Source organism: Rhodanobacter sp. GW835-FHT13D09 (assembly GCF_058793995.1).
In genome coordinates, this window is record NZ_JBXAGL010000002.1 from 25,887 (window position 1) to 49,768 (window position 23,882).

The 23,882-nt window shown below is 68.5% G+C and carries 27 protein-coding genes; 16 read left to right on the plus strand and 11 right to left on the minus strand.

The annotated features are described in order from the left end of the window. Positions 1-56: 56 nt before the first annotated feature. The 3 genes from AC1Q5A_RS02940 to AC1Q5A_RS02950 all read right to left on the minus strand — a co-directional run bounded on the left by AC1Q5A_RS02940 (position 57) and on the right by AC1Q5A_RS02950 (position 3,779). Positions 57-725, minus strand: a complete 669-nt coding sequence (locus AC1Q5A_RS02940) for a glutathione S-transferase family protein (protein ID WP_492698162.1) — start codon at positions 723-725, stop codon at positions 57-59. Positions 726-961: 236 nt separating this feature from the next. Continuing rightward, positions 962-2,722: a family 43 glycosylhydrolase gene (locus AC1Q5A_RS02945; protein WP_492698164.1), complete on the minus strand. Its 1,761-nt coding sequence runs from the start codon at positions 2,720-2,722 to the stop codon at positions 962-964. Between the two features lie 139 nt (positions 2,723-2,861). Continuing rightward, on the minus strand, positions 2,862-3,779 hold the full coding sequence (locus AC1Q5A_RS02950; protein ID WP_492698166.1) for an arginine deiminase-related protein: 918 nt from the start codon (positions 3,777-3,779) through the stop codon (positions 2,862-2,864). Positions 3,780-4,002: 223 nt separating this feature from the next. Here AC1Q5A_RS02950 and AC1Q5A_RS02955 point away from each other — a divergent pair, with 223 nt between their 5' ends. The 3 genes from AC1Q5A_RS02955 to AC1Q5A_RS02965 all read left to right on the plus strand — a co-directional run bounded on the left by AC1Q5A_RS02955 (position 4,003) and on the right by AC1Q5A_RS02965 (position 5,696). Beyond that, entirely contained in the window at positions 4,003-4,305 is a 303-nt protein-coding gene (locus tag AC1Q5A_RS02955) for a DUF3247 family protein (RefSeq protein WP_492698168.1), read from the plus strand. Between the two features lie 137 nt (positions 4,306-4,442). Next, a complete protein-coding gene (locus AC1Q5A_RS02960) occupies positions 4,443-5,177 on the plus strand; it encodes a hypothetical protein (RefSeq protein WP_492698170.1) in 735 nt (244 codons plus the stop codon). A 66-nt stretch (positions 5,178-5,243) separates the two neighbouring features. Continuing rightward, a complete protein-coding gene (locus AC1Q5A_RS02965; protein ID WP_492698172.1) occupies positions 5,244-5,696 on the plus strand; it encodes a DUF6491 family protein in 453 nt (150 codons plus the stop codon). Positions 5,697-5,699: 3 nt separating this feature from the next. Here the strand turns inward: AC1Q5A_RS02965 and AC1Q5A_RS02970 are convergent, their stop codons facing one another. The 3 genes from AC1Q5A_RS02970 to AC1Q5A_RS02980 form a co-directional block, all read right to left on the minus strand. Further along, a complete protein-coding gene (locus AC1Q5A_RS02970; RefSeq protein WP_492698174.1) occupies positions 5,700-6,521 on the minus strand; it encodes a ferritin-like domain-containing protein in 822 nt (273 codons plus the stop codon). 96 nt (positions 6,522-6,617) lie between these two features. Further along, entirely contained in the window at positions 6,618-7,034 is a 417-nt protein-coding gene (locus tag AC1Q5A_RS02975; RefSeq protein WP_492698176.1) for a universal stress protein, read from the minus strand. A gap of 49 nt (positions 7,035-7,083) precedes the next feature. Beyond that, positions 7,084-7,527, minus strand: a complete 444-nt coding sequence (locus AC1Q5A_RS02980) for a glycine zipper 2TM domain-containing protein (protein ID WP_492698178.1) — start codon at positions 7,525-7,527, stop codon at positions 7,084-7,086. A gap of 220 nt (positions 7,528-7,747) precedes the next feature. On the opposite strand from AC1Q5A_RS02980, the gene AC1Q5A_RS02985 reads away from it, so the two are divergent. The 8 genes from AC1Q5A_RS02985 (at position 7,748) to AC1Q5A_RS03020 (ending at position 12,251) form a co-directional block, all read left to right on the plus strand. Continuing rightward, positions 7,748-8,206 carry a hypothetical protein gene (locus AC1Q5A_RS02985; RefSeq protein ID WP_492698180.1) on the plus strand — a complete coding sequence of 153 codons (459 nt, stop codon included), beginning with the start codon at positions 7,748-7,750 and terminating at the stop codon, positions 8,204-8,206. 116 nt (positions 8,207-8,322) lie between these two features. Then, positions 8,323-8,502, plus strand: coding sequence for a hypothetical protein (locus AC1Q5A_RS02990; RefSeq protein WP_492698182.1), 180 nt, complete (start codon positions 8,323-8,325; stop codon positions 8,500-8,502). Further along, entirely contained in the window at positions 8,502-8,975 is a 474-nt protein-coding gene (locus tag AC1Q5A_RS02995; protein WP_492698184.1) for a hypothetical protein, read from the plus strand. Before AC1Q5A_RS02990 ends, AC1Q5A_RS02995 begins: the two co-directional genes overlap by 1 nt. Positions 8,976-9,042: 67 nt before the next feature. Continuing rightward, positions 9,043-9,795, plus strand: a complete 753-nt coding sequence (locus AC1Q5A_RS03000) for a DUF2884 family protein (RefSeq protein WP_492698186.1) — start codon at positions 9,043-9,045, stop codon at positions 9,793-9,795. A gap of 124 nt (positions 9,796-9,919) precedes the next feature. Further along, on the plus strand, positions 9,920-10,357 hold the full coding sequence (locus tag AC1Q5A_RS03005) for a DUF2383 domain-containing protein (protein WP_492698188.1): 438 nt from the start codon (positions 9,920-9,922) through the stop codon (positions 10,355-10,357). 11 nt (positions 10,358-10,368) lie between these two features. Continuing rightward, positions 10,369-10,944, plus strand: a complete 576-nt coding sequence (locus tag AC1Q5A_RS03010; RefSeq protein ID WP_492698190.1) for a DUF924 family protein — start codon at positions 10,369-10,371, stop codon at positions 10,942-10,944. Between the two features lie 67 nt (positions 10,945-11,011). Continuing rightward, on the plus strand, positions 11,012-11,317 hold the full coding sequence (locus AC1Q5A_RS03015; protein ID WP_492698192.1) for a DUF2845 domain-containing protein: 306 nt from the start codon (positions 11,012-11,014) through the stop codon (positions 11,315-11,317). Positions 11,318-11,402: 85 nt separating this feature from the next. After that, positions 11,403-12,251: a mechanosensitive ion channel family protein gene (locus tag AC1Q5A_RS03020; protein ID WP_492698194.1), complete on the plus strand. Its 849-nt coding sequence runs from the start codon at positions 11,403-11,405 to the stop codon at positions 12,249-12,251. 2 nt (positions 12,252-12,253) lie between these two features. Here AC1Q5A_RS03020 and AC1Q5A_RS03025 read toward each other — a convergent pair whose 3' ends face one another. Further along, complete coding sequence (locus AC1Q5A_RS03025; RefSeq protein WP_492698196.1) at positions 12,254-15,856, minus strand: ABC transporter permease/M1 family aminopeptidase; 3,603 nt, start codon at positions 15,854-15,856, stop codon at positions 12,254-12,256. Positions 15,857-15,887: 31 nt separating this feature from the next. Beyond that, positions 15,888-16,772, minus strand: coding sequence for an ABC transporter ATP-binding protein (locus AC1Q5A_RS03030; protein ID WP_492698198.1), 885 nt, complete (start codon positions 16,770-16,772; stop codon positions 15,888-15,890). A 173-nt stretch (positions 16,773-16,945) separates the two neighbouring features. Here AC1Q5A_RS03030 and aceF point away from each other — a divergent pair, with 173 nt between their 5' ends. From aceF to dapB, 3 genes are read left to right on the plus strand one after another with little or no spacing between them, the layout of a single operon-like run. Then, entirely contained in the window at positions 16,946-18,382 is a 1,437-nt protein-coding gene (gene aceF / locus AC1Q5A_RS03035; protein WP_492698200.1) for a dihydrolipoyllysine-residue acetyltransferase, read from the plus strand. Positions 18,383-18,397: 15 nt separating this feature from the next. Next, complete coding sequence (lpdA, locus tag AC1Q5A_RS03040) at positions 18,398-20,215, plus strand: dihydrolipoyl dehydrogenase (protein WP_492698202.1); 1,818 nt, start codon at positions 18,398-18,400, stop codon at positions 20,213-20,215. Positions 20,216-20,263: 48 nt separating this feature from the next. Beyond that, positions 20,264-21,064 carry a 4-hydroxy-tetrahydrodipicolinate reductase gene (gene dapB, locus AC1Q5A_RS03045; protein ID WP_492698203.1) on the plus strand — a complete coding sequence of 267 codons (801 nt, stop codon included), beginning with the start codon at positions 20,264-20,266 and terminating at the stop codon, positions 21,062-21,064. A 115-nt stretch (positions 21,065-21,179) separates the two neighbouring features. Here the strand turns inward: dapB and AC1Q5A_RS03050 are convergent, their stop codons facing one another. Next, a complete protein-coding gene (locus tag AC1Q5A_RS03050) occupies positions 21,180-21,662 on the minus strand; it encodes a hypothetical protein (RefSeq protein WP_492698205.1) in 483 nt (160 codons plus the stop codon). Then, positions 21,659-22,240, minus strand: a complete 582-nt coding sequence (locus AC1Q5A_RS03055) for an RNA polymerase sigma factor (protein WP_492698207.1) — start codon at positions 22,238-22,240, stop codon at positions 21,659-21,661. The genes AC1Q5A_RS03050 and AC1Q5A_RS03055 overlap by 4 nt, the downstream gene beginning before the upstream one ends. A gap of 118 nt (positions 22,241-22,358) precedes the next feature. Between AC1Q5A_RS03055 and AC1Q5A_RS03060 the strand changes: the two genes are divergently transcribed. Then, positions 22,359-22,685 (plus strand): hypothetical protein, encoded by a 327-nt coding sequence (locus AC1Q5A_RS03060; RefSeq protein WP_492698209.1) that lies wholly within the window; start codon positions 22,359-22,361, stop codon positions 22,683-22,685. A 59-nt stretch (positions 22,686-22,744) separates the two neighbouring features. Next, a complete protein-coding gene (locus tag AC1Q5A_RS03065) occupies positions 22,745-23,371 on the plus strand; it encodes a trimeric intracellular cation channel family protein (RefSeq protein ID WP_492698211.1) in 627 nt (208 codons plus the stop codon). Positions 23,372-23,491: 120 nt separating this feature from the next. Here AC1Q5A_RS03065 and AC1Q5A_RS03070 read toward each other — a convergent pair whose 3' ends face one another. Next, complete coding sequence (locus tag AC1Q5A_RS03070; RefSeq protein WP_492698213.1) at positions 23,492-23,878, minus strand: hypothetical protein; 387 nt, start codon at positions 23,876-23,878, stop codon at positions 23,492-23,494. Positions 23,879-23,882 lie beyond the last annotated feature (4 nt).

Below are 23,882 nucleotides of genomic sequence, written 5' to 3' on the forward strand. Positions count from 1 at the left end.
CTGCCAGCGACCTCGTGAGCGAGGCGTAAACAGCGCCGCGTGGCGGCGCGATCCGTTCAGCCGAGCCGGTATTCGCCGCCCTGCTGCAGCGCGCGCTGGTAAGCCGGCCGCGCGTGGATGCGCTGCAGGAAGGCGGCCAGCCGCGGGCAATGGTCGTCCAGTCCGCCACGCGCGGCGAACGCTTCCAGCGGGAAGCTCAACTGGATGTCGGCGACGCCGAACGTGTCGCCGCCGAACCACTCGCTCTTGCCGAGCTCGCCCTCGAGGTAATCCAGGTGCAGTTTCAGCTGCGGGTCGACGAAGCCGTCCTGTACCTTGCGCGCGATGCCCTTCGCGACGGGCTTCGCGAAGAACGGCATCGGCGTCGTCTCGATCCTGCGGAACACCAGCTTCAGCAGCAGCGGCGGCATCGCCGAGCCTTCGGCGTAGTGCAGCCAGTAATTGCAGCGCAGCCGCTCGGGCGTGCCGGGCGCCGGGATCAACCTGCCCGCACCGTAGCGGTCGGCGAGGTATTCCACGATCGCGCCGGACTCGGCCAGGGTGAGTTCGCCGTCGGTGATCACCGGCGACTTGCCCAGCGGATGGATCGCGCGCAATGCCGGCGGCGCCAGCATGGTCTGCGGATCGCGCTGGTAGTGCCTGATCTCGTATGGCACGCCGAGTTCTTCCAGCAGCCACAGGATGCGTTGCGAACGCGAGTTGTTGAGGTGATGGACGACGAGCATCCGCGCATCAGAGCGCACTGCGCGGGTGCACGCAAGCTCAGGCCTTGTGAAGAAAACCACGTCCTGTGGTTTTCTTCCGTCGCGAGTCCGGCACATGTCCGGACTCGCTCACGCGAATCAGGCACTTGCGTGCCCGATCCGCGTCCGGCCATCGGGCAACTGCTCCTGCGTTGCCTCAACTCGGGCATCCATGCCCTCGCCATGGCCGGGCTTCGAGGTTGAATAGTCACAACCTCTCAGGGCTGCAGCGTGGCGGCCCGCGACAGCGTCGAAACTCCGCGTTCGTCGAACGCCTCGACCGCCACGACGTACGTCACGCCCTTGCTCAGCGCGCGCAAGGTCAGCCGGGTCGGCTGGTCGGCGAAACGCTGGTACGTCTCGTGCAGGCGGTCGGCGGCCAGCCCCCAGCGCACGTTGTAGCCGACCGCACCGGGCACCGGCTGCCAGACGATCTCGGCGTCGCGGGTGTCGGCCAGGCGGCGGGCGGAAACCAGCACCGGTGCCGGCGGCGGCGGGCCATCGGCGTTGCCGAACACGCGCAGGTCGGAGATCGCCAGCGTGCGTGCGCCGACGTGGCCGTGCACGTAGCGCAGGTAGCGGATGCGTGCCGGATGGTCGAGTTCGAGATAGGCGTTCGGCCGGTCGCGGGTTTCGTGCGAGAGGTCGGCCAGGGTGGTCCATCGCCTGCCGTCCGCCGAGCCGTCGAGGCGGAACCGGGTGACGATGTCGGGTGCGTCGCCGTAGCGGCCGGAGCGGTAGTCGGCGTAGTCCACCTGCACGGCGCGCACCGTGCGCGGGCCGCCCAGGTCGAGCGTGAGCGTCTGTCCGGGAGTGTTGCTTGCCGCCGCCCAGAACGTGCGCGGGTTCTCGTCGGTGACGGCAGAGGGCGGGTGCTCGGGCAGTTGCGACGAAGCGTGCGCGGACTTGCGGTACGACAGCAGCATCCAGCCGGTGAAGGTGCTTTCGCCCTCGCGCAGCGCATGGTCGGGCATGCGCTGCGGGAAATCGCCGAAGCGCGTGTCGACCCACATCTGGCCGTCCGCGTGGAAGCCGGCGGGGAACAGTTCGATGCGCCGCTCGAACGTCCAGTTCAGGCCCACCCACATGGTGCCGCTGTTCCACCAGTTGCCGTGTGCGTCCTGGAAAGTGGAGCCGTGCCCGGCGCCGGTGGCGAAGCCGCCGGGCTTGTAGCCGACCGGGTTGTATGGCGCGTAGGTGAACGGTCCCAGCGGGTTGCTGCCGACGTAAACGCCGGTGGCGTACACGTTGTACTCGGTGCCCGGCGCGGCGTACTGCAGGTAGTAGCGGTCGCCGTGGCGGTTCATCCAGGCGCCCTCGACAAAGGGCGCGATGCGGGTGTTGGCGTGATCCTGCCCGAAGCGTTCCCAGCCGTGCGCGGCGGGATCGGCCTTGAGCAGTGCGGCCGGCTTGGTGACGAAGGCCATCCGCTTGCCTTCGCCTTCGTCGGCGCGGTCCAGCGCCAGGTCGATCTGCGCACCGTACAACGGAAAGACGTTGGAGGAATCCCAATACAGATAGGTCCTGCCGTCCTCGTCGCGGAACAGGCCCGGGTCCCACGGACCGGGCGGCAGGTCACCCGGTTTCATCTCGCTCTCGTGCCCGGCCCATACCGCGCCCGGTACCGCCGGCAGCAGGCGCGTCCAGAACCGCCAGCGGCCATGCGCAGGATCGGTCGAGTACAGCAGCGGGCGCGGCTCCATCGCCGACGACATCAGGAACAGCTTGCCGTCGGCGACCAGGGTGGCCGGCGCCACCGGGCCGTCGAACGGCCATCTGTCCGGCTGCACGAACTGCCAGTGCACCAGGTCGGTCGAACGCCAGTAGCCGTCGGCCAGGGTCAGGAACAGGTAGTACGCATCGCCATAGCGCACGAACGCGGGGTCCGCGCCGGTGCGGTACGAGATGCCCTCGTTCATCTGCTCGTAGTTGTAGCGGTAGTCGATGTCCAGCGGATTGGCCCAGGTGCGCCCGCCCATGGCGACGGGCGCGGCCCGCGCGCCGGCCGCGGCCAGGAGGATCGCAAGTCCGATCAATCGGAACAGGCGTATGCAGGATATCGACGCTGACATGCGCCGAGCATGCCCCGGCGATGGCGTCCGCGCAACGCAGACCATCTCAGTAGATCTCGCCCACGCAGCAACGCAGGCTGCCGCCGGCCTTCTCGATCTCGTCCAGTTCCACCGCGCCCACCGTGAAACCGAAGCCGGCCAGCGCTTCGCGCTGGGCGTCGGTGAGCGAACGGGCGGCGCGGGCGCTCATCCACACGCGGTGGTCGGAGAGGGTGATCGCATTGCCGGCGAAGGCCTGTTTCTGCGCCGTGCTCAGCCAGACCGCGCGGTCGCCACAGGCGGTGGCGATCGCCCGTGCCGCGGCCGGGTCGCGGAAGCCGTCGGCGGCGATGATCGCGGCGCGGCCGGCCAGCAGGGTCAGCACCACGTTGGTGTGGTACTCGCTCCCGGCCAGTTCGAAGCAGTAGGTCAGGCGCAGGCCGAACGCCTGGTGCATCGCCTCGGCACCGGCCGGGTCGCAGCGCTCGCTGAGGCCGCAGTAGCCGATGCCGCGGGCACGGTCGATGACCAGCGAGCCGGTCAGTTCGGCGACCAGGTCGCTGCGGCCGGACAGGTCGATCTCCTCGTAGCCCAGCACGTCGCCGAAGAAGCTGCGGATGTCGGCGCGCGCGGCCTCGCGCTGGCGTACCGGGTGGCGCATGCGGCCGACGATCAGCCGTCCCGGCGCGGTGGCGAACACGTTGTTCGGAAACACCGCGTCGGGCGTTGCCGGCTCACCGGGAAAGGTGATCACCGGCACGTCCGCGCGTAGCGCCTGCGCCAGCGCGCCGTGCTGGGCCAGCGCCTTCAGCGGGTCGACCGCCAGGCCCAGATCCATATAGCGGTTGTCGCGCGCCGATTCCTGCGCCAGGGCGAATTCGGCCGGCGCCACCATGAACGCGGCCCGCGCGGTCGCTGCCGCTCCCGGCAACGGCGCCAGCGTGGCAAGTGCTTCCAGGAATTCGGTCGGTGAAGTGACGATCATGGCGCGGCTCCGTGCGGGGCGTGAAAGCATATCCGCTGCCGGTTCCCTCCGCGCGGCGGCTTCTGCCTGCCGCCCTGCAGCCAGCTCGATCGGAGCCGCTACCGCGCGGTGCATGGCGTCCGGCACGCTGCCTGCCGTTCAGCCAGTGGACGGGCGGATTGACGCGCGCTTGCCGTCTTGCCGATTAGCGTGGCGGCCGATCACGTCGTTCGAGGCGAGTCCCATGGGCAGACAGGCGGAACGTGTCTACACCGACCCGGCCAGCATCCGGCAGATCGAATCGCTGGTCGACGAATTGCCGTCCAACGGGCATGTCGTGCTGTTGTTGAAGGACGGCAGCAGCTGCGACGGCGTGGTCTGCGTGCGACCGAGCGTGCAGGTGTTTCGTGATGCCGACGAGCGTGAAGGCATCAATGCCACCGTGCAGCTGGAACGACCCGACGTGCCGGAGTGGAGCCAGCACGTCTGGCTCGACCAGATCGTACGGGTCGAGCACCTGGACTCGAGCATGGCCGGCGAAAACTGAATTCGGGAAAGCCGTCGGCCAACTGCGGCGCGCTGCGCTGCGCGAACGTTTCGGGCAGACGGATTGAACCGGCGTGGTTGCACGGAGACGGCCGATCGTTCCAAGCTAGCTGCCTGTTCCCGCCTGGCAGGTCGCCGATGAATCGCGCTTTTCTCCGTTATGTCCCGCTGGCTTTCTGCGCCGCCTGGCTGCTGGCCGGCTGCTCGCCACAGGGCGGCGCGCCGGCACCGACGGCGGAGCAGCAGCTGGCCCAGGCCCAGACGGCCGACGCGGCGCGCAACCTCGACACCTACCGCCAGCTGCTGCGCATCCGCAACGACGAGATGGCGGTGTCGATGGGCAGGGACATCGTCAAGCGGTTTCCGGACAGCGCCGCGGCGAAGGAGGTGCTGCAGACCCTGCCGGCGATCGAGCAGCGCTACACCGAGGCCAGCGAGAAGAACCGGCTGGCCGGGCTGTGGCTGTACCAGGTGGCGCCGATGGCCGGCGGCACGCAGTCCACCGCCACCATCGAGAACAGCCAGCCCGCCAGCGGCGACCGCGTGCGGCTGGTGCTGCGCCGGCACACCGAGTGGGGCCAGAGCGTGTTCCTGTACGGCAGCAAGCCTGGCTTCGTCTGCCGCGGCAACTGCATCATCGCCGGCACCGCCGACGGCAAGCCGGTGCGGATCAGGGCATTCGCGCCGTCCACCGGCGAGCCGGCGCTGATGATCCGCGACGACAACGGCTTCATCGCAATGCTGCGCAAGGCCAAGAAGATCGAGCTGGACGTCACCCTGGTCGACGGCGAGAAGAGGCAGGCGCTGGTCTACGAAGTGGCCGGCTTCGACCCGGCCAGGTGGGTTGCCGTCGGCAAGCAGAAAAAGAAGTAGCGCGGTACGCGGAAAGCCGTCTCGTGCGTTCTGGTAGGTACCTCCCCACCGATGGAGTCCGACCACATGGGCACCACGACACGTGTTCTGCTGGCGACAGCCCTGACCGCCATGCTCGGCGGCTGCGCCGGCGCGCCCTACACGCAGCGGATCGGTGAGCGCCAGGCCGCGTATGCCGCCGCGGCCGGCGCGCCGGTGCGCAGCTTCCGCTTCTCCAACCTGTATACGTGGGAGCCGCTGGGCGATACCGAGCTGGCCGTCTACACGCGGCCGAACGAGGCGTGGCTGCTCGACCTCGGCGGCTGCCATGACCTGGAATTCGTCAACGCGATCGGGATCACCTCCAGCGTCGGCCAGGTGGTGGTCGGCTTCGACAAGGTGCTCACCGGGGCGCGCAATTTCCCCTGCACGATCACCCGGATCCGCCCGGTCGACGTGAAGAGTCTCAAGCTCGCGCAGCAGAAGCAGCGGCGGATCGACAGCAAGGCGCGCACGGACCAGCCGGCCGGGTCGCCATGAGCATCAGTGCAGGAACAGCTTCTCGGTGATCTTCGCCAGTGGCTTTTCCAGCGCGTTTTGCAGGCGCGCGGGCAGGTCCAGCGGCTTGAGCAGCATCTTTACCGTCATCGCGGCAGGAAGGTGGCGGCGCAACAGGCCCTGGGCGCGGTCGCTGATGCGGCGGAACTCGGCTTCGTTGCCCTGGTGCTGCGGGTAGCACTGGTTGAACACGTGGCGCAGCGCGATATCGCTGTCCTCGCTCTTGATCTCGTTGACCCGGCGCAGGATCGCCCGGAACACCTTGTAGCGGCCGAAGCCCTCGCGCTCGCGATACAGCCGGTAATGCTGGTAGAAGTACTTGAAATGGCGGACTTCGTCGCTCTTGATGTGGTTGGTCAGCTGCTTCAGCACCGGCTCGTCGGTGATCTCGTTGAGCGCGCGGTACAGGCTGGCGGTGCCGGTTTCCACCACGCAGCGCGCGGCCAGTTCCAGCCCGCGGCAGGTTTCCAGCTGCTCGGCGGTGCACACCGCGCCGTATTCGTTCCAGAACGCCCGGAAGCCCTTGTCCCAGTCGAATTCCGGCCAGACCTTCCTGACGTAGGCGGCCAGCGCGCGGCCGTGCTGCAGCTCCTCCTGTTCCCAGTGCTGGCTGAGCCAGGTTCCCAGTTCCTCGTCGTCGGCGAAGTGGCGGACCAGGTTCTGCGTGTACAGGTCCGAACCGCTCTCGACGAAGGACGAACTGCACAGCAGGAAAAACAGATCCTCGTCGTGGCGTATGCGCGCGACCTCGATCCGGTCCAGATCGATGCTTTCCAGGGTCCAGGGCAGGTCGGTGGAATAACTCAAGCGGATTTCCCGCATGACAGAAAGATGACACAGGATACGACGCGGGCGCGGCGTTGGGTTAACGCGGCCCGACTCGCACGACGGCGCCGCCGCACTTCAGCGCACTACCGTCACCGGCACATGGGCACGCGCCAGTACGTTGCCGGACACCGAGCCGAGCAGCCAGCGCGCCAGTGCGCCGCGCTCGGTGTGGCCGATCACGATATGGTCCACCCCATGCTGCTCGACCTGGCTGAGCAGCACGTCGCCGGGGCTGCCGTAGATCAGCTCCACATCGGCCAGGGTTGCGGTATCCGGCACGATCGCGGCCAGTTCGTCCAGCAGTTCCTGCATGCGCCGGGTGCCGGAATCGGCCATCATCAGGGCGGAAGCATCGGCGCCGCCTTCAGTCACCTGCAGTACCGACACCACTCGCACCCGGCCGGCGCAGGCATGCGCCAGCTCCATCGCGAACTGGAACGCACGCCGGGACGCATCGGAGCCGTCGTAACCGACCAGTGCGTACTTCGGCATGCGGCCTCTGCAACCAGGATGGGGAATCGGATGGGCAGGCGGCTCGAAATCAGTTGGTGACCTCGTGGCAGCGGTGTTCGGTATGGGTGTTCTTCGCCTGCTGATGTTCTTCGACCTTCTTGCCCGCATAGCCTCCGCCCACGGCGCCGGCTACGGTGGCCAGCGTCCTGCCCTTGCCGCCACCGATCTGGTTGCCGAGCAGGCCGCCGGCGACCGCACCGATCGCCATGCCGGCGATCTGGTTCGAGTCTTTCGGCGTGTCCTGCACCACCACGTCCTCGCACACGGTGCGCGTTTTCGGTTGCGCGACCCCGCTGCCCGCAGCATTCGTGCCGGAATGCGACTTCGAGGTGGCATGGCGCGGATGATGCCTGGTGGAATGCTTGGTGGTGTGGTGCGTGGTTGTTGTGGGCGTGGCCGCTGCCTGCGCGTACACGGCCGGTCCGGCCAGCAGCAAGGAGAGACCAGCAACGAGCAGCATGGGGAATTTCATGGCGTCACCTTGGTTGCGGTTCGGTCGGGTTCAGTTTGCGCGGTAGTTTGTTAGCGGAACATCAAGATTTTCAAGAGGCGCTTTCCATTTTGTGCACGTATGCGTCACATAGGGGTATTGATGCTGAATGACACGGCGCCGACTGACCGCTGCGTTCAGTTGGTGCAGGGAACACTGTCCATGCAACATGTGCCATCCCATGGATTTCAAGGAGACAACAATGATCAAGCGCACTTTTGGAATCGCTGCCCTGGTCCTGGCCTGTGCCGGCGCGATGGCCGCGTGGCCGGCGGGCAATGCACAGGCTGCCGAAGCGTCGGTGAAATGCGATCTCGTCTACAACCTGTCCGGCTGGTCGCTGCTCTACAAGCACGCCGAAGGCAGTGGCACGATCACCTGCGACAATGGCCAGCGCGCGGACGTGAAGATCGCCGTGGTCGGCGGCGGCCTCACCGCCGGCAAGTACCACATCGACAACGGCAAGGGCGAGATCAGCAAGGTGCATGGCATCGCCGACGTCTACGGCGACTACGTGCAGGCCGGCGCCGAGGCCGGTGTGGTGAAGAGCGGCACCGTGCAACTGCTGACCAAGGGCACTACCTCGCTGGCGCTGTCCGGCACCGGCGAAGGCGTGAACCTGGGCGTTTCGGTGGGCAAGTTCACTATTCGCAAGCACTGATCCACGCACGGTGCGACGAGGGAGGGTGCCTGTCCGGCGCCCTCCTTCGTCGCGACGCGTAGAATGCGGCGGTTGCCCCTGGGTTTTCCTTTCCCCGAACTGGAGCCGCCACCGCCATGCGTCGTCTTTCCTGCCTGCTCGTTCCGGCCTCGCGCATGGGCGCGCACTGCGCCTGGCGCGCCACTTTCCCGACCCGCCCGCAGGGCAAGGTCGCGAAGGTCTACGTGGACGTCGATCCGGAGAAGAACTCGGCGCAGGTGCTGGGCGACCTGGCCGGCCTGAAGGCGGCCCGCTGATGCCGCTGGCGATGCGCACCGGCCCCGCCCCGGCGCGGCGCTTCTCGGCGTGGACGAGCGCCGTGTGGATCCTGTTGCTGTTCGCCGCGACGGGATTCGTACAGTACCTGCAGCACGCCGAATACGCCTGCCTGGCGGCCGCGCTGGTGGTGATCGCGGCGTGCGCCGGCTGCATCCTGCACCAGGCATGGGCGCGGCCGACGATGCAGGTGCTGGCCATGTTGCTGGCGGCGTGGACGCTGGTCACCGGCGTGCTGATGCTGCAGCACACCGGCGATTTCGAGATCGCGCGGCAGCATGCGCGGGCGCAACCGCAGCTGGGCGAGGTGGCGCTGTGGATGATCGCGCGGGCCGAGCGCACCTGGCGGGTCGGCCTGGCGCTCAAGGCGGCCGCGCTGCCGCTGCTGCTGTGGCTGGCCTGGCAGCTGGGCCGCCCGGCGGTGCGTGCGCAGTTCCATCCGCGACGCCCTTGAGCGGCCAGTTCAGCGGCGGTTGCGGCGGAGTCGGCTATCGCTGGGCAAGTTCATCCGGAAGCCATCCATGCGCCTGCCACGATTGCTGTTGCTACTCGCCCTGCCGCTCGCCGCCACCTCGCTGCACGCGCAGGACCTGGCGACGACCTGTCACGCCAGCAGCAGCTACGACGTCACCTTGAAACCCGACAGCCTGCTGTTCGACCGGACCACGCCGGCGCCGTTCCACGTCGAGCTGCAGCGCGGGGTGCTGCGCACCGACGGCGCCGTGGTGCCGCAGAACGCGGAGAACGAGGACCGGCTGGCGTTGTTCGAGCGCGACCTGCGCGCGCTGGCGCCGCGGGTGCGCACGGTGGCGCGCAACGGTGTGGACATGGCGGCCCAGGCGCTGCGCGCCGAGGCCGACGGCATGCAACTGGATGCCGCCACCCGTGCCGAGTTCGAGCGCCGGCTGGCGGCGCATGCGAGCGAGCTGAAACGCCGCATTTCGGTCAGCCAGAGCACCCGCGACTGGCAGGGCGATGCCGCCAACCAGATGATGAACCAGATCGCCGGCGACCTGCTGCCGCTGCTGGCTGGCGACCTCGGCCAGCAGGCGATCAACGCGGCACTGGCCGGCGACCTGCAGGCCGCGGCCAGCCTGCGTGACCGCGCTGCGGCGCTGGCCACCGGGTTGCAGCCGCGCGTGCAGGCCCGTCTGCAGGCGCTTCGCCCGCAGATCGAGGCGCTGTGCCCGTCGATCCGGCAGCTGGCGTCGTTGCAGCAGGGCGTGCGCGGCGGCAATGGTCGGCCGCTGGATCTGCTGCAGATCCAGCCGTGAGCCGGTGCCGGCGCAGCCCACCCCGGCTGACTGGCCGGCGACGAAACGTGCCAGGTTAATCTCCCGCTAAGTAGGCAGGAGCGAGGATGGCCGCCGACCAGCCACCCACCGCCCGGAGGCGGCCATGCCGCGGCGCCCGCAAGCATCCACCTGCCATGCACTGACCCGGCGCAGCATCGACCTGCGCCAGCTGTACCGGCATGCCGCGAGGGTGTGCGAACCGGGCCTGCGCATGGTGCTGAGCGACAACGCACGGACGCTGGACCTGCTGATCGCCGACCTGCAGGCGCAGTCGCGCGCTGGCGGCCGGGCCTGCCTGCGCGGCAGCTGGCGTGGCGTCGTCCACCGGCATCTGGTCGGCTGGCTGGTGCATGCCGCCGGCCGCCGCGACCAGGCGTGGCTGCGCGTGCTGGCCCATGGCGAAAGCAACCTGCTGCACCGTTTCGAACACGCCATCGCGATCGCCCCGCCGGCACCGGCGCTGGTCCTGCGGCGGCAACTGCCGCGCCTGCTCGGCATCCACCTGGACATGCACAGCCTGGCCGGCACCGCCCGCTATTGATCCGAGCGATGATGCCCACGACCGCACAGGACGTACTCGATTTCTGGTTCGACGAAGCGAACCAGGCGCACTGGTTTGCCGCCGACGCCGCGTTCGACGCGCGGATCCGCATGCGCTTCGGCGCTGCCGCGGCAGCTGCCGCGGCCGGCGGGCTGGACGACTGGGCCGCCACGCCGGCCGGTTGGTTGGCCCTGCTGATCCTGCTCGACCAGTGCCCGCGCAACCTGTACCGCGGCGATGCGCGCGCGTGGACACGGGACGTCAGGGCACAGCGCCTCGCGCTGTCGGGCCTGGCCCGCGGCGACGACCGGCAACTGCCGCCCCTGCGGCGCGTATTCGCCTACCTGCCGCTGGAACACGCGGAAGACCGGGCATTGCAGCAGCGATCGGTGGCGCTGTTCGAAGCGTTGTGCGCCGACGTGCCGGCGGAACAGCGCCAGCTGTTCGAGGATTTCCTGGACTATGCTCGGCGCCATGCCGAGGTGATCGCGCGCTTCGGCCGCTTTCCGCACCGCAACGCTGCACTCGATCGCCGCGGTACGCCGGAGGAAATGCACTACCTGGCGCAGCCGGGCGCCGGCTTCTGAGCGTCAGCGCGATCCGCGGGTTCCGCGATTGCAGGCAGTCCATTCCAATCAGGCCAGGGAGCAGGTCATGCGCATTCGTCTCGTCATCGCGTTGCTCGCGTTCAGTGCCGCCGCGCACGCCTCCAGCACCTTGCGCGTCGGCAACCAGGTGCTTGCCGCCGGCGACAGCCGCGAGCGGGTGGTCGAGCTGCTGGGCAAGCCCTCGTCGAAATCGCACGCACCCAAGGCGCGTCGTCACGGCCGCCGCGGCGGCGTCCGCGTGGTGGACAGGCACCAGGGCGGCGAACAGTGGCGTTACCGCCGCGGCGACCACACGACGGTGGTGACCATCGTCGACGGTCGGGTCAGCGAGATCGAGGATCGCCGGCTCTAGCCGTCCATGGGGGCGTCCGCGACGGCAGTGTCGTCGCGGTTCTCCTGCTAGGCTGGCCTCCGGTTTTTTTGCGGAAGGCGAGACCATGTCCGATGTTTCCGTCGCGCCGGCAGTGGCTCGTGCGATGTCTGCCTACTCCGACCAGGCGATGCAGATCGGTCTGCATCTGCTCGCTGCCCTGCTGGTGCTGCTGGTCGGCATGTGGGTGGCGCGCCGGCTGGCCAATGTCGTGCAGGGTGCGCTGGGTCGCGCCAACTTCGATTCCACGCTCAGCGGCTTCCTGCGCAACCTCACCTACGGTGTGCTGGTTGCGCTGCTGCTGGTGACCGCGCTGGGCGTGCTGGGTGTGCCCTCGGCGCCGATGGTCGCCGCGCTCGGCACCGCCGGGCTGGCGATCGGCCTGGCCCTGCAGGGTTCGCTCAGCAATCTGGCCTGGGGCGTGTTGCTGGTGGTGTTCCGGCCGTTCCGGGTCGGCGACTACGTGAGCGCCGGCGGCAGCGAAGGCACGGTGCATGCCATCAATCTGATGCATACGCAGCTGATCCTGCCGGACAATCGCGAGGCGATCCTGCCGAACGCGAAGATCGGCGGCGATGTCATCCTCAACTACAACCGCCTGGGCTCGCGGCGCTTCGAGCTGAAGCTCGGCATCGCCTACCGCGACGACACCGACCGGGTGATGGCGATGATCACGCAACTGATGGCTGCGGACGCGCGGATCCTGAAGGAGCCGGCCCCCGGCGTGTGGATCGAGGGCCTGGTCCCGCAGACGGTGAACCTGGTGCTGCGCGGCTGGACCCGCAGTGTCGACAACTGGAGCACGCAGACCGACCTGCTGCACGCGATCAAGCGGCAGATCGATGCGCGGCAGATCAGCGTCCCGGCGGGTCCGCAGGAAGTCACCCTGGTGCGGGGTGCGCCGAAGGCCGACTGAGCCTACGGCACCGTCACCGCGCGGCGGTTGTCGCTGGAGACCTTGTCGATCAGCTCGTTGTACGGGTCGATGCCGGCCAGCGCGGGCCTGCCGTCCACGGTGACGGTGAGCGTGCTGTCGCCGTCGGGCAGCAGGCGCTTCTCCAGGTACAGCGGCTTGCCGTCCCTGCCATCGCCGGGCGAGGCGGCGAATACGCCGACCTCGATCGGGATATCCGGCTTCGCCGCGGTCTCCTTGCCGGTGCCGTCGACATGGACCTTGCCGGCGTGCACCTGCAGGGTCACCTCGTACCTGCCGCCCGGCAGCGGCTTCGCGCTGGCGTCGATGAGGCGGTTGTCGAACAGGGTGATCTTCCAGAAGAAATCGTCCAGCAGCCCCTTCCACTTCGGATCGACGGCCTTCGCCAGTGCGTCCATGAACTCCCGCGAGGTGGTGTAGGGCGGCTGCTGGAAACCCTTGTCGAGCAGGAACTGCTTCAGCATCGCGTTCAGCGTGCCTTCGCCGACGTAGTCCTGCAGCGCGTAGAACACCAGCGAGCCTTTCCGGTAGTGGATGTACTGCTGGTTCTCCACCTTGGCCAGCGGCTCCTCGGCCAGTCTCTCGGTGGCGCGGCCAGCCAGATAGCCGTCCAGTTCGTATTTCAGGAACTTGTGCATCTGGTCGGCGCCGTACTTGTGCTTCATCACCATCAGCGCCGAATACTGCGCCAGCGATTCGCTGAGCATGGTCGAGCCCTGCATGTTCGCGCCGATCACCCGGTGCGCCCACCACTGGTGCGCCACTTCGTGCGCGGTGACGTAGTAGACGTAGTCGATCTTGCTCTTGTCGCGCAGGTCGGCGATGAAGCCGATCGACTCGGAGTACGGGATGGTGTTGGCGAACGACTGCGCGAAGCCGGCGTAGTTCGGGAACTCCAGGATGCGCAGCTGCCTGAACTGGTACGGCGTGAAGTTCGCGTCGTAGTAGTCCAGCGCGTCCTTCGCGCCCTGGATCATCCGCTCCACGTTCCAGGCGTGCGCGGGGTTGTAGTACACCGCGATGTCCACGCCCTTCCACACCTCGTGCTTCACTGTGTAGCGCGCCGACAGGTAAGAGAAGAACGGCAGCATCGGCTGGTTCCTGCCGTCCTGGGTCATTGTGTAGTGGAAATAGCGCCGGCCGTTGGCCGTCCACTCCTTCTGCAGCGTGCCCGGCGCGATGGCGATCTGGTCGGATGCGGTGGAGACGGTGGTGTCGAAGCTGATCCAGTCCGCGTCGTTGCTGATGTAGGTGTTCGCACGTGCCTTCTCGTCGCCCAGCTTCGGCATCCGCGGCACTTCGGCGGAAAGCCCGTACTTGCGGCGGTCGTTGCGGTCGGTGAGCTGCGTCCGCGTCTGGTAGCCGAACTGCGGCATTACCGTGTTGTTGAAGAAGCTGCCGTTGTGGGCGAGAAACTGGCCTTCCGGGCTGTTGGTGAAGCCCTGCGGGGCATATTCCAGCGCGAAGTCGAAGCTCATCGACGCGCCCGGCGCCAGCGGCGTCTTCAGCCGGTAGATGCTGTAGCCGAGCTCCTTGTCCGCGCTGACCGTGTCGTGCGGCGCGAACGCCAACGACTTCACGGTGAACCCGTCGGCGAAGTTCAAGTGCAGCTCGCTGATCGGGTCGTCGTGCTTGTTGACCAGGGTGTAACGCCCGCGGATCTCCAGCCGGCGCCGGTACGGGAAGATGTCCACGTCGGCTTTCACCGCGGTGATGCGCGGCTGCGGCAGGTCCTTGTACTTCGCGTACTTCTTCTCGTAGTCGGCACGCCGGATCGTCTTCGCCACGCTGCTCTGGAAGCGGTTCAGCACGTTGGTGTTGTAGTAGATCCAGGAGCCGCTGCCGAGGAACGCGAGCAGCGCCGTGGCCAGCACGATCTTCGCCATCGCACGCAGCCGCGCGCGCGCCTCGCGCAGGCGTTCGCGCCACGAAGGCTCCGTGCCGCGCACCCAGAGCAGCGCGGCCAGCACCAGCAGCGCCACAGCCAGGCAGCCCCAGTAGAAATCAAACCACAGCACGGCCGGGAGGAAATGGCCGAAGCCGTTCATGTCCGAGTACGGCAGGCCCGGCGCGCTGCCGTAGTTGTACAGGTTCTGCTCCCAGTGCAGCAGGTCGAAGCCGATCGTGCCCAGCACCAGCCACACGATGGTCAGCAGGTAGCCGAGAAACTTGTTGTTGGCGACCACCTGCAGGAACAGTGCCAGCACCGCCAGCAGCACGAACGGGATCGCGTTCAGCGCCAGCGTGGCCAGGTACAGCCCCGGTTCCAGCTGCGTGTAGCCGTGGCCGAGCTGCCAGCCGATGCCCACCACGGCGCCGACCAGCAGGAACGCGGCGATCACCGCCAGCAGCGCGCCCAGCTTGGCGGTCAGCGGTACCCAGTCCGGCGCCGGGAACGCGTCCGTGACCTCGGCCGAGCGCTGGCTGCGCTCGCGCCACACCAGTTCGCCGGCGTAGAACGTGATGATGATGTACAGCAGCCACTGGAAGCCGCCGCGCACGTTCTCCAGCACCTGGTGCGTCACCGGCCAGGTGGCGGTGCCGTAGATCCGGCTGGACAGCGCCAGCGCGAAGACCAGGTTGAACAAGCCGAGCGCCAGCATGATCAGGAACGGCGCCCCGCGCAGCACGCCCAGGGTGTCGAACGCGGACTGCGTGCGCAGTTGCAGCAGGTGCGCGCGCAGGTCGTCGGCCAGCCGCACCTTCGGCAGCGCCAGCGCGGCGGCGCCGGCCTGCGGGCGCAGCATCGGCGGCTCCGTCCGCTTCCTGCGCCGCGGCAGTTGCAGGCCTTCGCGGTTCGGCCGGAACAGCGCCACGGCGGCACCCAGCATGGCCACGCCCACCGCGCCCCACAGCACGCGGTTGAACAGCAGCACGCCGCCCAGCGCCGGCAGCTCGTGGTTGGCCTGGTCCGCCGACCAGTAGCGCGTGACCAGGGCCAGGGTGCGGCCGCCGAACGGGTCGAGCATGGCGGCGATGACGTGGTTGTTGACGTCGCGGGTCAGCAGGGCGACCACGGAGTTCAGCACGAAGTAGACGATCAGGCCGATGTAGGTGGCCAGCAGCGAGCGCGTGGTGGTGGCGAGCAGGAACAGCAGCGCGGCGATGAACAGCAGGTCCGGCACCACCATCACGCCGAACGCCCACGCGTAGCCGTGCCAGCTCGCCGGGCCCAGCCGCGCCGCGTCGATCCACGGCATCAGGCCGCCGATGGCCAGGCCCAGCGCGCAGGCCAGCATGACCGCCAGTGCGGCGAGATAGCCGGCGGCGAAGCGGCCACCGAGGTAGGCGCCGCGGCTGATCGGCGTGGCGAAGAACAGTTCGGACGTGCGCTGGTCGAAATCGCGCAGCGCCGCACCGGCCACGAACACGGTGACCAGGAAGGTGCTGAGCACGGTGAGCACGCCGAGCAGCCGCGCGGTCACCAGCGGCGCGTTGCGCAGCACGTTGCCGCTGGCGCCGCCGACGATCACCGCATCGGTGCTGGCCAGCGCGAACGCCAGCGCGCCGAACACCACCGCGACGATCCAGAACAGCGGCGCCCTGAGCTGCTGGCGCAGTTCGAAACGAAGTATCTCGAAGAACATCGGCATTCCCGTCCGTGTTTCGAAGATGGCGTCAGGCGGCGCGAGCGGTGGCCTGCGCGCGCAGGCGGCCGAAGTAGACGTCCTCCAGGTCGGGCGCGACGGGTTCGAAGCCTTCTTCCGGCAGCGCGTCGGCCAGCACGTGCAGCAGGGTGCGGCCGCCGGCGAGGCGGGTGGACAGGATGTTCATGCGGGCGCGGTAGCCATCCAGTTCGGCCTTGTCGATCGTGCGTCGCCAGACGCGGCCTTCGAGCGAGCGGATCGCCTCGACCGGCTCGCCGGCGAGCAGCAGCTGGCCCTGGCCGATGATCGCCATGCGCGGGCAAAGACCGGTGACGTCCTCCACGATGTGGGTGGACAGGATCACCACCACCCGCTCGCCGATCTCGGCCAGCAGGTTGAGGAAGCGGTTGCGTTCCTCCGGGTCGAGTCCGGCGGTGGGTTCGTCCACGATCACCAGCCGCGGGTCGCCGATCAGCGCCTGGGCGATGCCGAAGCGCTGGCGCATGCCGCCGGAGTAGGTGCCGAGCTTGCGCTTGCGCACGTCCCACAGGTTCACCTGGCGCAGCAGCGATTCCACCAGCTCGCGCCGCTCGGCCTTCGCGGTGACGCCCTTGAGCACGGCGAAGTGCTCCAGCATCGCCTCGGCCGACACCTTCGGGTAGACGCCGAATTCCTGCGGCAGGTAGCCGAGCAGGCGGCGGGTGGCCTGCTTGTCGGCCAGCAGGTCCGTCCCGCCCAGCCGGATCGTGCCCTCGTCCGGATCCTGCAGCGTGGCGATCGTGCGCATCAGCGACGACTTGCCGGCGCCGTTCGGGCCGAGCAGGCCGAACATGCCGCTGGGGATGTCCAGCGACACGCCGCGCAGCGCCCGCACGCCGTTGGCGTAGGTCTTCGACAGGTCGCGAATGGTCAGCATGGGGGTTTTCCTGCGCCGCCGCGCGGCATGGTCGTGCGGGTCAGGTTACGGGAAGGGGGCGGCTTCGTGCGTGCGCTCAAGGTCATGCATACGTATGCGCATGGTAAATGGCACAGCGACCCACGATCCGGGCATACGGATCGGCCCTGCCTTCGTTATGATTGAACTCTTGTATGCGGCCGCCATCCCCGAGCGGCACGCCATCGCCCGCAGGAGTCACCATGGCCGACCTCAAAGAAGCCCGCGTTCCCGATATCGGGCATGCGGACGTTCCCGTCATCGAAGTGCTGGTCAAGGCCGGCGACCGGGTGGAGAAGGAACAGAGCCTGATCACGCTGGAATCGGACAAGGCGACCATGGAAGTGCCTTCGCCGTTCGCTGGCACGGTGAAGGAAATGAAGCTGAAGGTGGGCGACGAGGTTTCCGAGGGCGCGGTGATCGCGGTCATCGAGGCCGATGGTGCAGCCGCCGAAGCTGTCGCCACCAAGCCCGCCGCAGCGGCGCCCGCCCCGACCCTGACCCCAGCTTCGACCCAGGTCGCTCCCGCGCCTGCACCAGTACCTGCCGAACCGAAGCCCGCGCCGATCGCCGGCCAGGGCGCGCAGCCGGGCAACGCGCCCGAGGGCGACATGCCGCCTCGGGCGCGCCCGCCGATGGACGCCAGCATCGTGATGCCCGGCGACGCGCCGTACGCCAGCCCGGCGATCCGCGCCTTCGCGCGCGAGCTGGGCGTGGACATCCAGCAGGTCAAGGGCAGCGGCCGCGGCGGCCGCATCCAGCGCGAGGACGTCAGCGCCTACGTCAAGCACGCGCTCGCTTCCGGCGCGCGTCCGGTGGCCGGCGCCGCCGCCTCGGTGGGCGGCCTGAACCTGCTGCCGTGGCCGAAGGTCGACTTCGCCAAGTTCGGCGAGATCGAGGAAAAACCGCTCACCCGCATCCAGAAGATCTCCGGCGCGAACCTGGCGCGCAACTGGGCGATGATCCCGCACGTCACCCAGCACGAGGACGCCGACATCACCGAGATGGAGGCGTTCCGCAAGCAGCTAGGCGCCGAGCAGAAGTCCGACAAGGGCGGGGACCTCAAGATCAGCCCGCTGGTGTTCCAGATCAAGGCGGTGGTGGCCGCGCTGAAGGCGTTCCCGCAGTTCAACGCCTCGCTCGACGAGTCGGGCGAGAAGCTGATCCTGAAGAAGTACTTCCACATCGGCATCGCGGTGGACACGCCCGACGGCCTGGTGGTGCCGGTGATCCGCGATTGCGACAAGAAGGGCCTGCTCGACCTGGCCCGTGATCTCGCCGAGATCTCGAAGAAGGCACGCGACAAGAAGCTCGGCCCGGCCGAGATGTCCGGCGGCTGCTTCTCGATCAGCTCGCTCGGCGGCATCGGCGGCACCTACTTCACGCCGATCGTCAACGCGCCGGAAGTGGCCATCCTCGGCGTCTCCAAGTCGGTGACCAGGCCGGTGTGGAACGGCAAGGAGTTCGCGCCGCGGCTGATCCTGCCCTTGTCGCTGTCGTACGACCACCGGGTGATCGACGGCGCGCTCGCCGCGCGCTTCGCCAGCTTCCTCGCCAACCAGCTCGGCGACATCCGCCGGCTGCTGCTCTGACCGGAGGCGACGACGATGGCGAACACGATCGAGATCAAGGTTCCCGATATCGGCGGCCACGACAACGTGCCGGTGATCGAGGTGCTGGTGAAAGCCGGCGACACGGTGGCGAAGGAGCAGAGCCTGATCACCCTGGAGTCGGACAAGGCGACCATGGAGATTCCCTCCAGCGCCGCCGGCGTGATCAGGGAAATGAAGCTCAAGGTGGGCGATGAGGTTTCCGAGGGGGCGCTGATTGCCGTGCTGGAGGTTGCCGGCGAGGCTGCTGCGGCACCGGCGGAAGCCGCGAAAGCGGAAGCGCCCAAGGCCGCTGCACCGACGACGGCCGCCGTTCCGGCGGCCACCCCTCCCCCGCCCTCCCCTGCCAGCAGGGGAGGGCGCGATGTGATGCCGCAGGCGGCGGCTGGCACCGGCCGCAAGGCCGACATCGAATGCAAGCTGGTCGTGCTCGGCTCCGGCCCCGGCGGCTACAGCGCCGCGTTCCGCGCCGCCGACCTCGGCGTCGACACCGTGCTGGTGGAGCGCTATGCCAGCCTCGGCGGCGTCTGCCTCAACGTGGGCTGCATCCCGTCCAAGGCGCTGCTGCATGCCGCGGCGGTGATCGACGAGGCCGAAGCGATGGCCGCGCACGGCGTCACGTTCGGTGCACCGAAAATCGACATCGACAAGCTGCGCAGCTTCAAGAGCAAGGTGGTCGGCCAGCTCACCGGCGGCCTTGCCGGCATGGCCAAGGCGCGCAAGGTGCGCACGGTCGAAGGCAGCGGCACGTTCGTGTCGCCGCATGAGATGGAGGTCCAGACGAAGGACGGCGTGAAGCTGCTCCGCTTCGAGCACGCGATCATCGCCGCCGGCTCGCAGTCGGTGAAGCTGCCGGCGTTCCCGTGGGACGACGAGCGCGTGATGGATTCCACCGGCGCACTGGAACTGAAGGACGTGCCGAAGAACCTGCTGGTCGTCGGCGGCGGCATCATCGGCCTGGAAATGGCCACCGTGTACGCCGCACTGGGCAGCGCGGTGACCGTGGTCGAGTTCATGGACCAGCTGATCCCGGGCGCCGACGCCGACCTGATCAAGCCGCTGGCCAAGCGCCTGGGCGGCAAGCTCAAGGGCGTGCACCTGAAGACCAAGGTAGTCAGCGCAAAGGCCACCAAGAAGGGCATCGAGGTCGGCTACGAAGGCGACAGCATTCCCGAGACCACGCTGTTCGACCGCGTGCTGGTCGCGGTGGGCCGCTCGCCGAACGGCAACAAGATCGGCGCGGACAAGGCCGGCGTGGCGGTGACCGAGCGCGGCTTCATCAACGTCGACACGCAGCTGCGCACCAACGTGCCGCACATCTTCGCCATCGGCGACCTGGTCGGCCAGCCGATGCTGGCGCACAAGGCCACCCACGAGGCGCACGTCGCCGCCGAAGCGGTGGCGGGACTCAAGCGCCACTTCGACGCGCGGGTGATCCCGTCGGTGGCGTTCACCGACCCGGAAATCGCCTGGGTCGGCGTGACCGAGCGCGAGGCGAAGGAAAAGGGGCTGAAGGTCGGCGTGGGCAAGTTCCCGTGGGCGGCCTCGGGCCGCGCCATCGGCATCGACCGCACCGAGGGTTTCACCAAGCTGATCTTCGACGAGGAAACCCACCGCATCGTCGGCGCCGGCATCGTCGGCGTGCACGCCGGCGACCTGATCTCCGAACTGGCGCTGGCGATCGAGATGGGCAGCGAGGCGGCCGACATCGCGCTCACCGTCCACCCGCATCCGACCCTGGGCGAGTCGGTCGGTATGGCGGCGGAAATCTACGAAGGCACCATCACCGACCTGTACCTGCCGAAGAAGAAGTGAACGCACTGTCGCGCTCCGGTGCGGCGTGCGCCTGACGGGGAGGTGGCCATGTCGCTGAAGGTATGCCTTGCCGGCGCCACCGGCTGGGCCGGCTCCGAGCTGGCCCGCGGTATCGTCGCCACCGACGATCTCGGCCTGGTCGGCGCGGTGTCGCGTCGCCATGCCGGACAACTGCTCGGCGACGTGCTGGGCGAACCGCGGCTGGCGGCGCCGGTGTTCGCCACGGCCGCCGAAGCATTGGCGCAGCCCTGCGACGTGTTCGTCGAGTACACCCATCCGGACAGCGCGAAGGCGAACATCCTCGCCGCGCTGGAACGCGGCGCGCACGTGGTGGTCGGCACCTCGGGCCTCACCGATGAGGACTACGCGCAGATCGACGCGCTGGCGCGCGAGCGGCAACGCGGCGTGCTGGCCTGCGGCAACTTCGCGCTCACCGCGGTGCTGCTGATCAAGTTCGCCGAGATGGCGGCGAAGCTGATCCCGCAGTGGGAGCTCGTCGACTACGCCAGCGCGGGCAAGCCGGATGCGCCCAGCGGCACCGTGCGCGAGCTGGCCACGCGCATGGGCAAGGTGCGCCAGCCACAGCTGGAGGTGCCGCTGGAGCGCACCGTCGGCCTGCGCGAGACGCGCGGCGGCACCCTGGCCGGCAGCCAGGTGCACGCGCTGCGCCTGCCGGGTTTCGTGATCGGCGCCGAGGCGGTCTTCGGCATGCCGGACCAGACGCTGACGATCCGCCACAACGCCGGCAGCAGCGCGAAGCCCTACGTGGACGGCGCGCTGCTGGCGATCCGCAAGGTACCCGGCCTGCTCGGCCTGCACCGCGGGCTCGATGCCGTGCTGGACCTGTAACGCAGGTTCTCCGTGGGGCGGGCACCGCCCGCCGCTCCCGTCGCTTCCCGAAGAGCCGGCGGACAGTGTCCGCCCTACGCAGCCGGCTCGTGTTTCGTGCGCAGGAACAGGCGTTTCAGTCCGTCCTTCCGTGCAGCACGTGCCGTTGCCACTGCCCCAGCAGCCACGACGCACCGAGGCAGCCGGTCAGCGCCAGCAGCCAGCGGATGGCCGGTGCGTGCGGGGTCGGCAGGAGCGCGGCGAACGATGGCAGCCACGTGCTGCCGTACATCGCCACCACTGCGCCTGCGGCAACGGCCAGGGCGATGGCCAGTGCCAGCGTCAGCACGGATTCGAACGAACCGCCGGTGACAGGCCGCCGGGCCGGAGCGGCCGCGACCCGCGCGGCCAGCTGCTGCGCGAAATCTGTCGGCAGCGTCTCCGGCAGCGGTTCGCGCAGCGCCCGTGCGAGCAGGCGGTAGCGCCGGCCGCGCGCATCGTCGCCGGCGGGGTCGAGCTGCAGGCGCTCGCGCCGCATCGCGCGTTCCTGTGCCAGCCATTCGCGCTCGTGCGCGTCGTCGTCGAAGGCAGGGATGGGGTCGTCGGTGTGCTGGTTCATGCTGCAACTCCGGTCCGCGCTTCGAGCGCGCCGCGCAGGCGCAAACGTGAGCGGAACAAGTGGCTCTTGATGGTGCCGCTGGCCAGTCCGGTGATCCGGGCGATCTCCGGGATGGTCATTTCTTCAAGGTAGTACAAGGTCAACAGCGTGCGCTGCAACGGCGGCAACGTCTCGATCGCCGCGTGCAGGTGCCGCGCCGTTTCCGCGTCCGCGCAGGCGGCTTCCAGGTCGAAGCCGTCGCCGATGTTGTCCACCAGCGAACAGTCGTCATCGGCGCCGGCTGGTTCGACCAGCGCAATGCGCTTGTGCTGCAGGTGGCGCAACGCGATGGTGTACGCCACGCGCCCGATCCAGGATTTCAACGCGCACTCGTGGCGGTACTGGTGCAGGCACTGGTGCACGCGCAGGAAGGTGTCCTGGCACAGCTCGCGCGTGTCCTCCGGATTGCGCACCATGCGCTGGATGATGTGCCAGCACAGCCCCTGGTACTCGCGTACGAGGCGTTCGAACGCGCCCGGCCGGTGGGCCAGCACGGCGTCGACCAGCTCGCGGTCGGGGCTGCTGCGGATGTCATCCATGGGCAAGGGATACGCGCAGACGGCGGGCGGTTGCAAGTGGACGGCTGCAACCGGCGCGGCGGCGGCTGTATCCATCTTTCCGACAGCCACCATCACATCCCTTCACCAGGAGAGCACCATGAATTTCGGCGAACTCATCCCGATCAGCCTGTTTGTCTGCATCGCCTATTCGATCAAGGTCTGCGTCGACGCCATGGTGCGCCGGCACATGGTCAATGCCGGCGGTTCGGAAGACCTGGTCAATTCGATCCTGCGCGACGAGGACCAGCGCCGGCGCCACTCCTCGCTGCGCTGGGGCATCGTGCTGGTGGCGCTGGCGATCGGCTTCGGCCTGATCCAGTGGTTCGGCTGGCACGAGGTCAGCCCCGGCCTGATCGCCGTGCTGGCCGGCGCGACCGGGTTGGGCAACCTGGCGTTCTTCGCGATCTCGCGGCGGATCGGCTAGATTTGACGGCGGTTGCCCGCCGTCGGGTCGGCGAGCCATGAAGGAAGCGGGTCGGCAGCATGAACGAGCAACTGCTGTTCAACGTGGTGGACCTGGCCGGCACGTTCGCGTTCGCGATCAGCGGCGCGACCGCGGCGCGGCGCTGCAACCTCGACGTGTTCGGCATCCTGGTGATCGCCTATATCACCGCCTGCGGCGGTGGCATCGTGCGCGACCTGTGCATCGGCGCGATCCCGCCAGCGGGTCTCACCGACTGGCGCTACCTGCTTACCGCGGTCGTGGCGGCCGTGCTCACCATCGTGGCATACCGCTGGGTGGAACGGCTGACTTACCCGGTGCGCCTGTTCGACGCGATGGGGCTGGGCCTGTTCGCGGTGTACGGCGCGCACAAGGCGCTGGCGTTCGGCCACAACGCGGAGGTGGCGATCCTGCTAGGCATGGTCACTGCGGTCGGCGGCGGCATGGCGCGCGACATGCTGCTGGCGCGTGTGTCGGTCGTGTTGCAGAAGGAGATCTACGCGCTGGCCGCACTCGCCGGCGCGGCGCTGGCGGTGGTCGGCGAGTACCTGCGATGGCCCGCGGTATGGGCGACCTGGCTGCCGATCCTGTTCTGCTTCGGGCTGCGCTTCGCGTCGTTGCACTACCACTGGAACCTGCCGCGCTTCGGCCGCGACCGCCAGGCGTGATGCGTCCCGCACCCTTCCGGGTGAACACGCCGCCGAAGCGATGGCGTGACGATGGGACAGGAGACCGAGGGGCTGGATCGTGCGATCCGGCCCCTCGCTGTGCGTAGCAGCGCGGGATGCTCAGTGATGGTGGTGGTGGGTCTTCGAGTGGCCCTTGGCTTCGTGCTTGCCCTTGTTCTTGTCGTTGGCGACCGGGCTGACGGCCTTGCCGACGTTGGTGTCGTTCGCCTTCGCTTCGTGCGCGGCATTGGACACGGCATCACCATGCGCGTCCTGGTTCTTGTCGCTGGCGACCTGGCTGACGGCCTTGCCGACATTGGTGTCGTCGGCCTTCGCCGCCTTCGCTGCATCGGATACCGCGTCGCCATGCATATCCTGGTTCATGTGCGTGGACGGGGCGCTGGGGGGAGTGTGGCCACCTGCACCGTGTTGCGGAGCGGCAACGGCAAACGAGATCGGCAGGGCAAACGCGGCGGCAATCAGGACGGCGGTGATGGTCTTGGTCATGGCG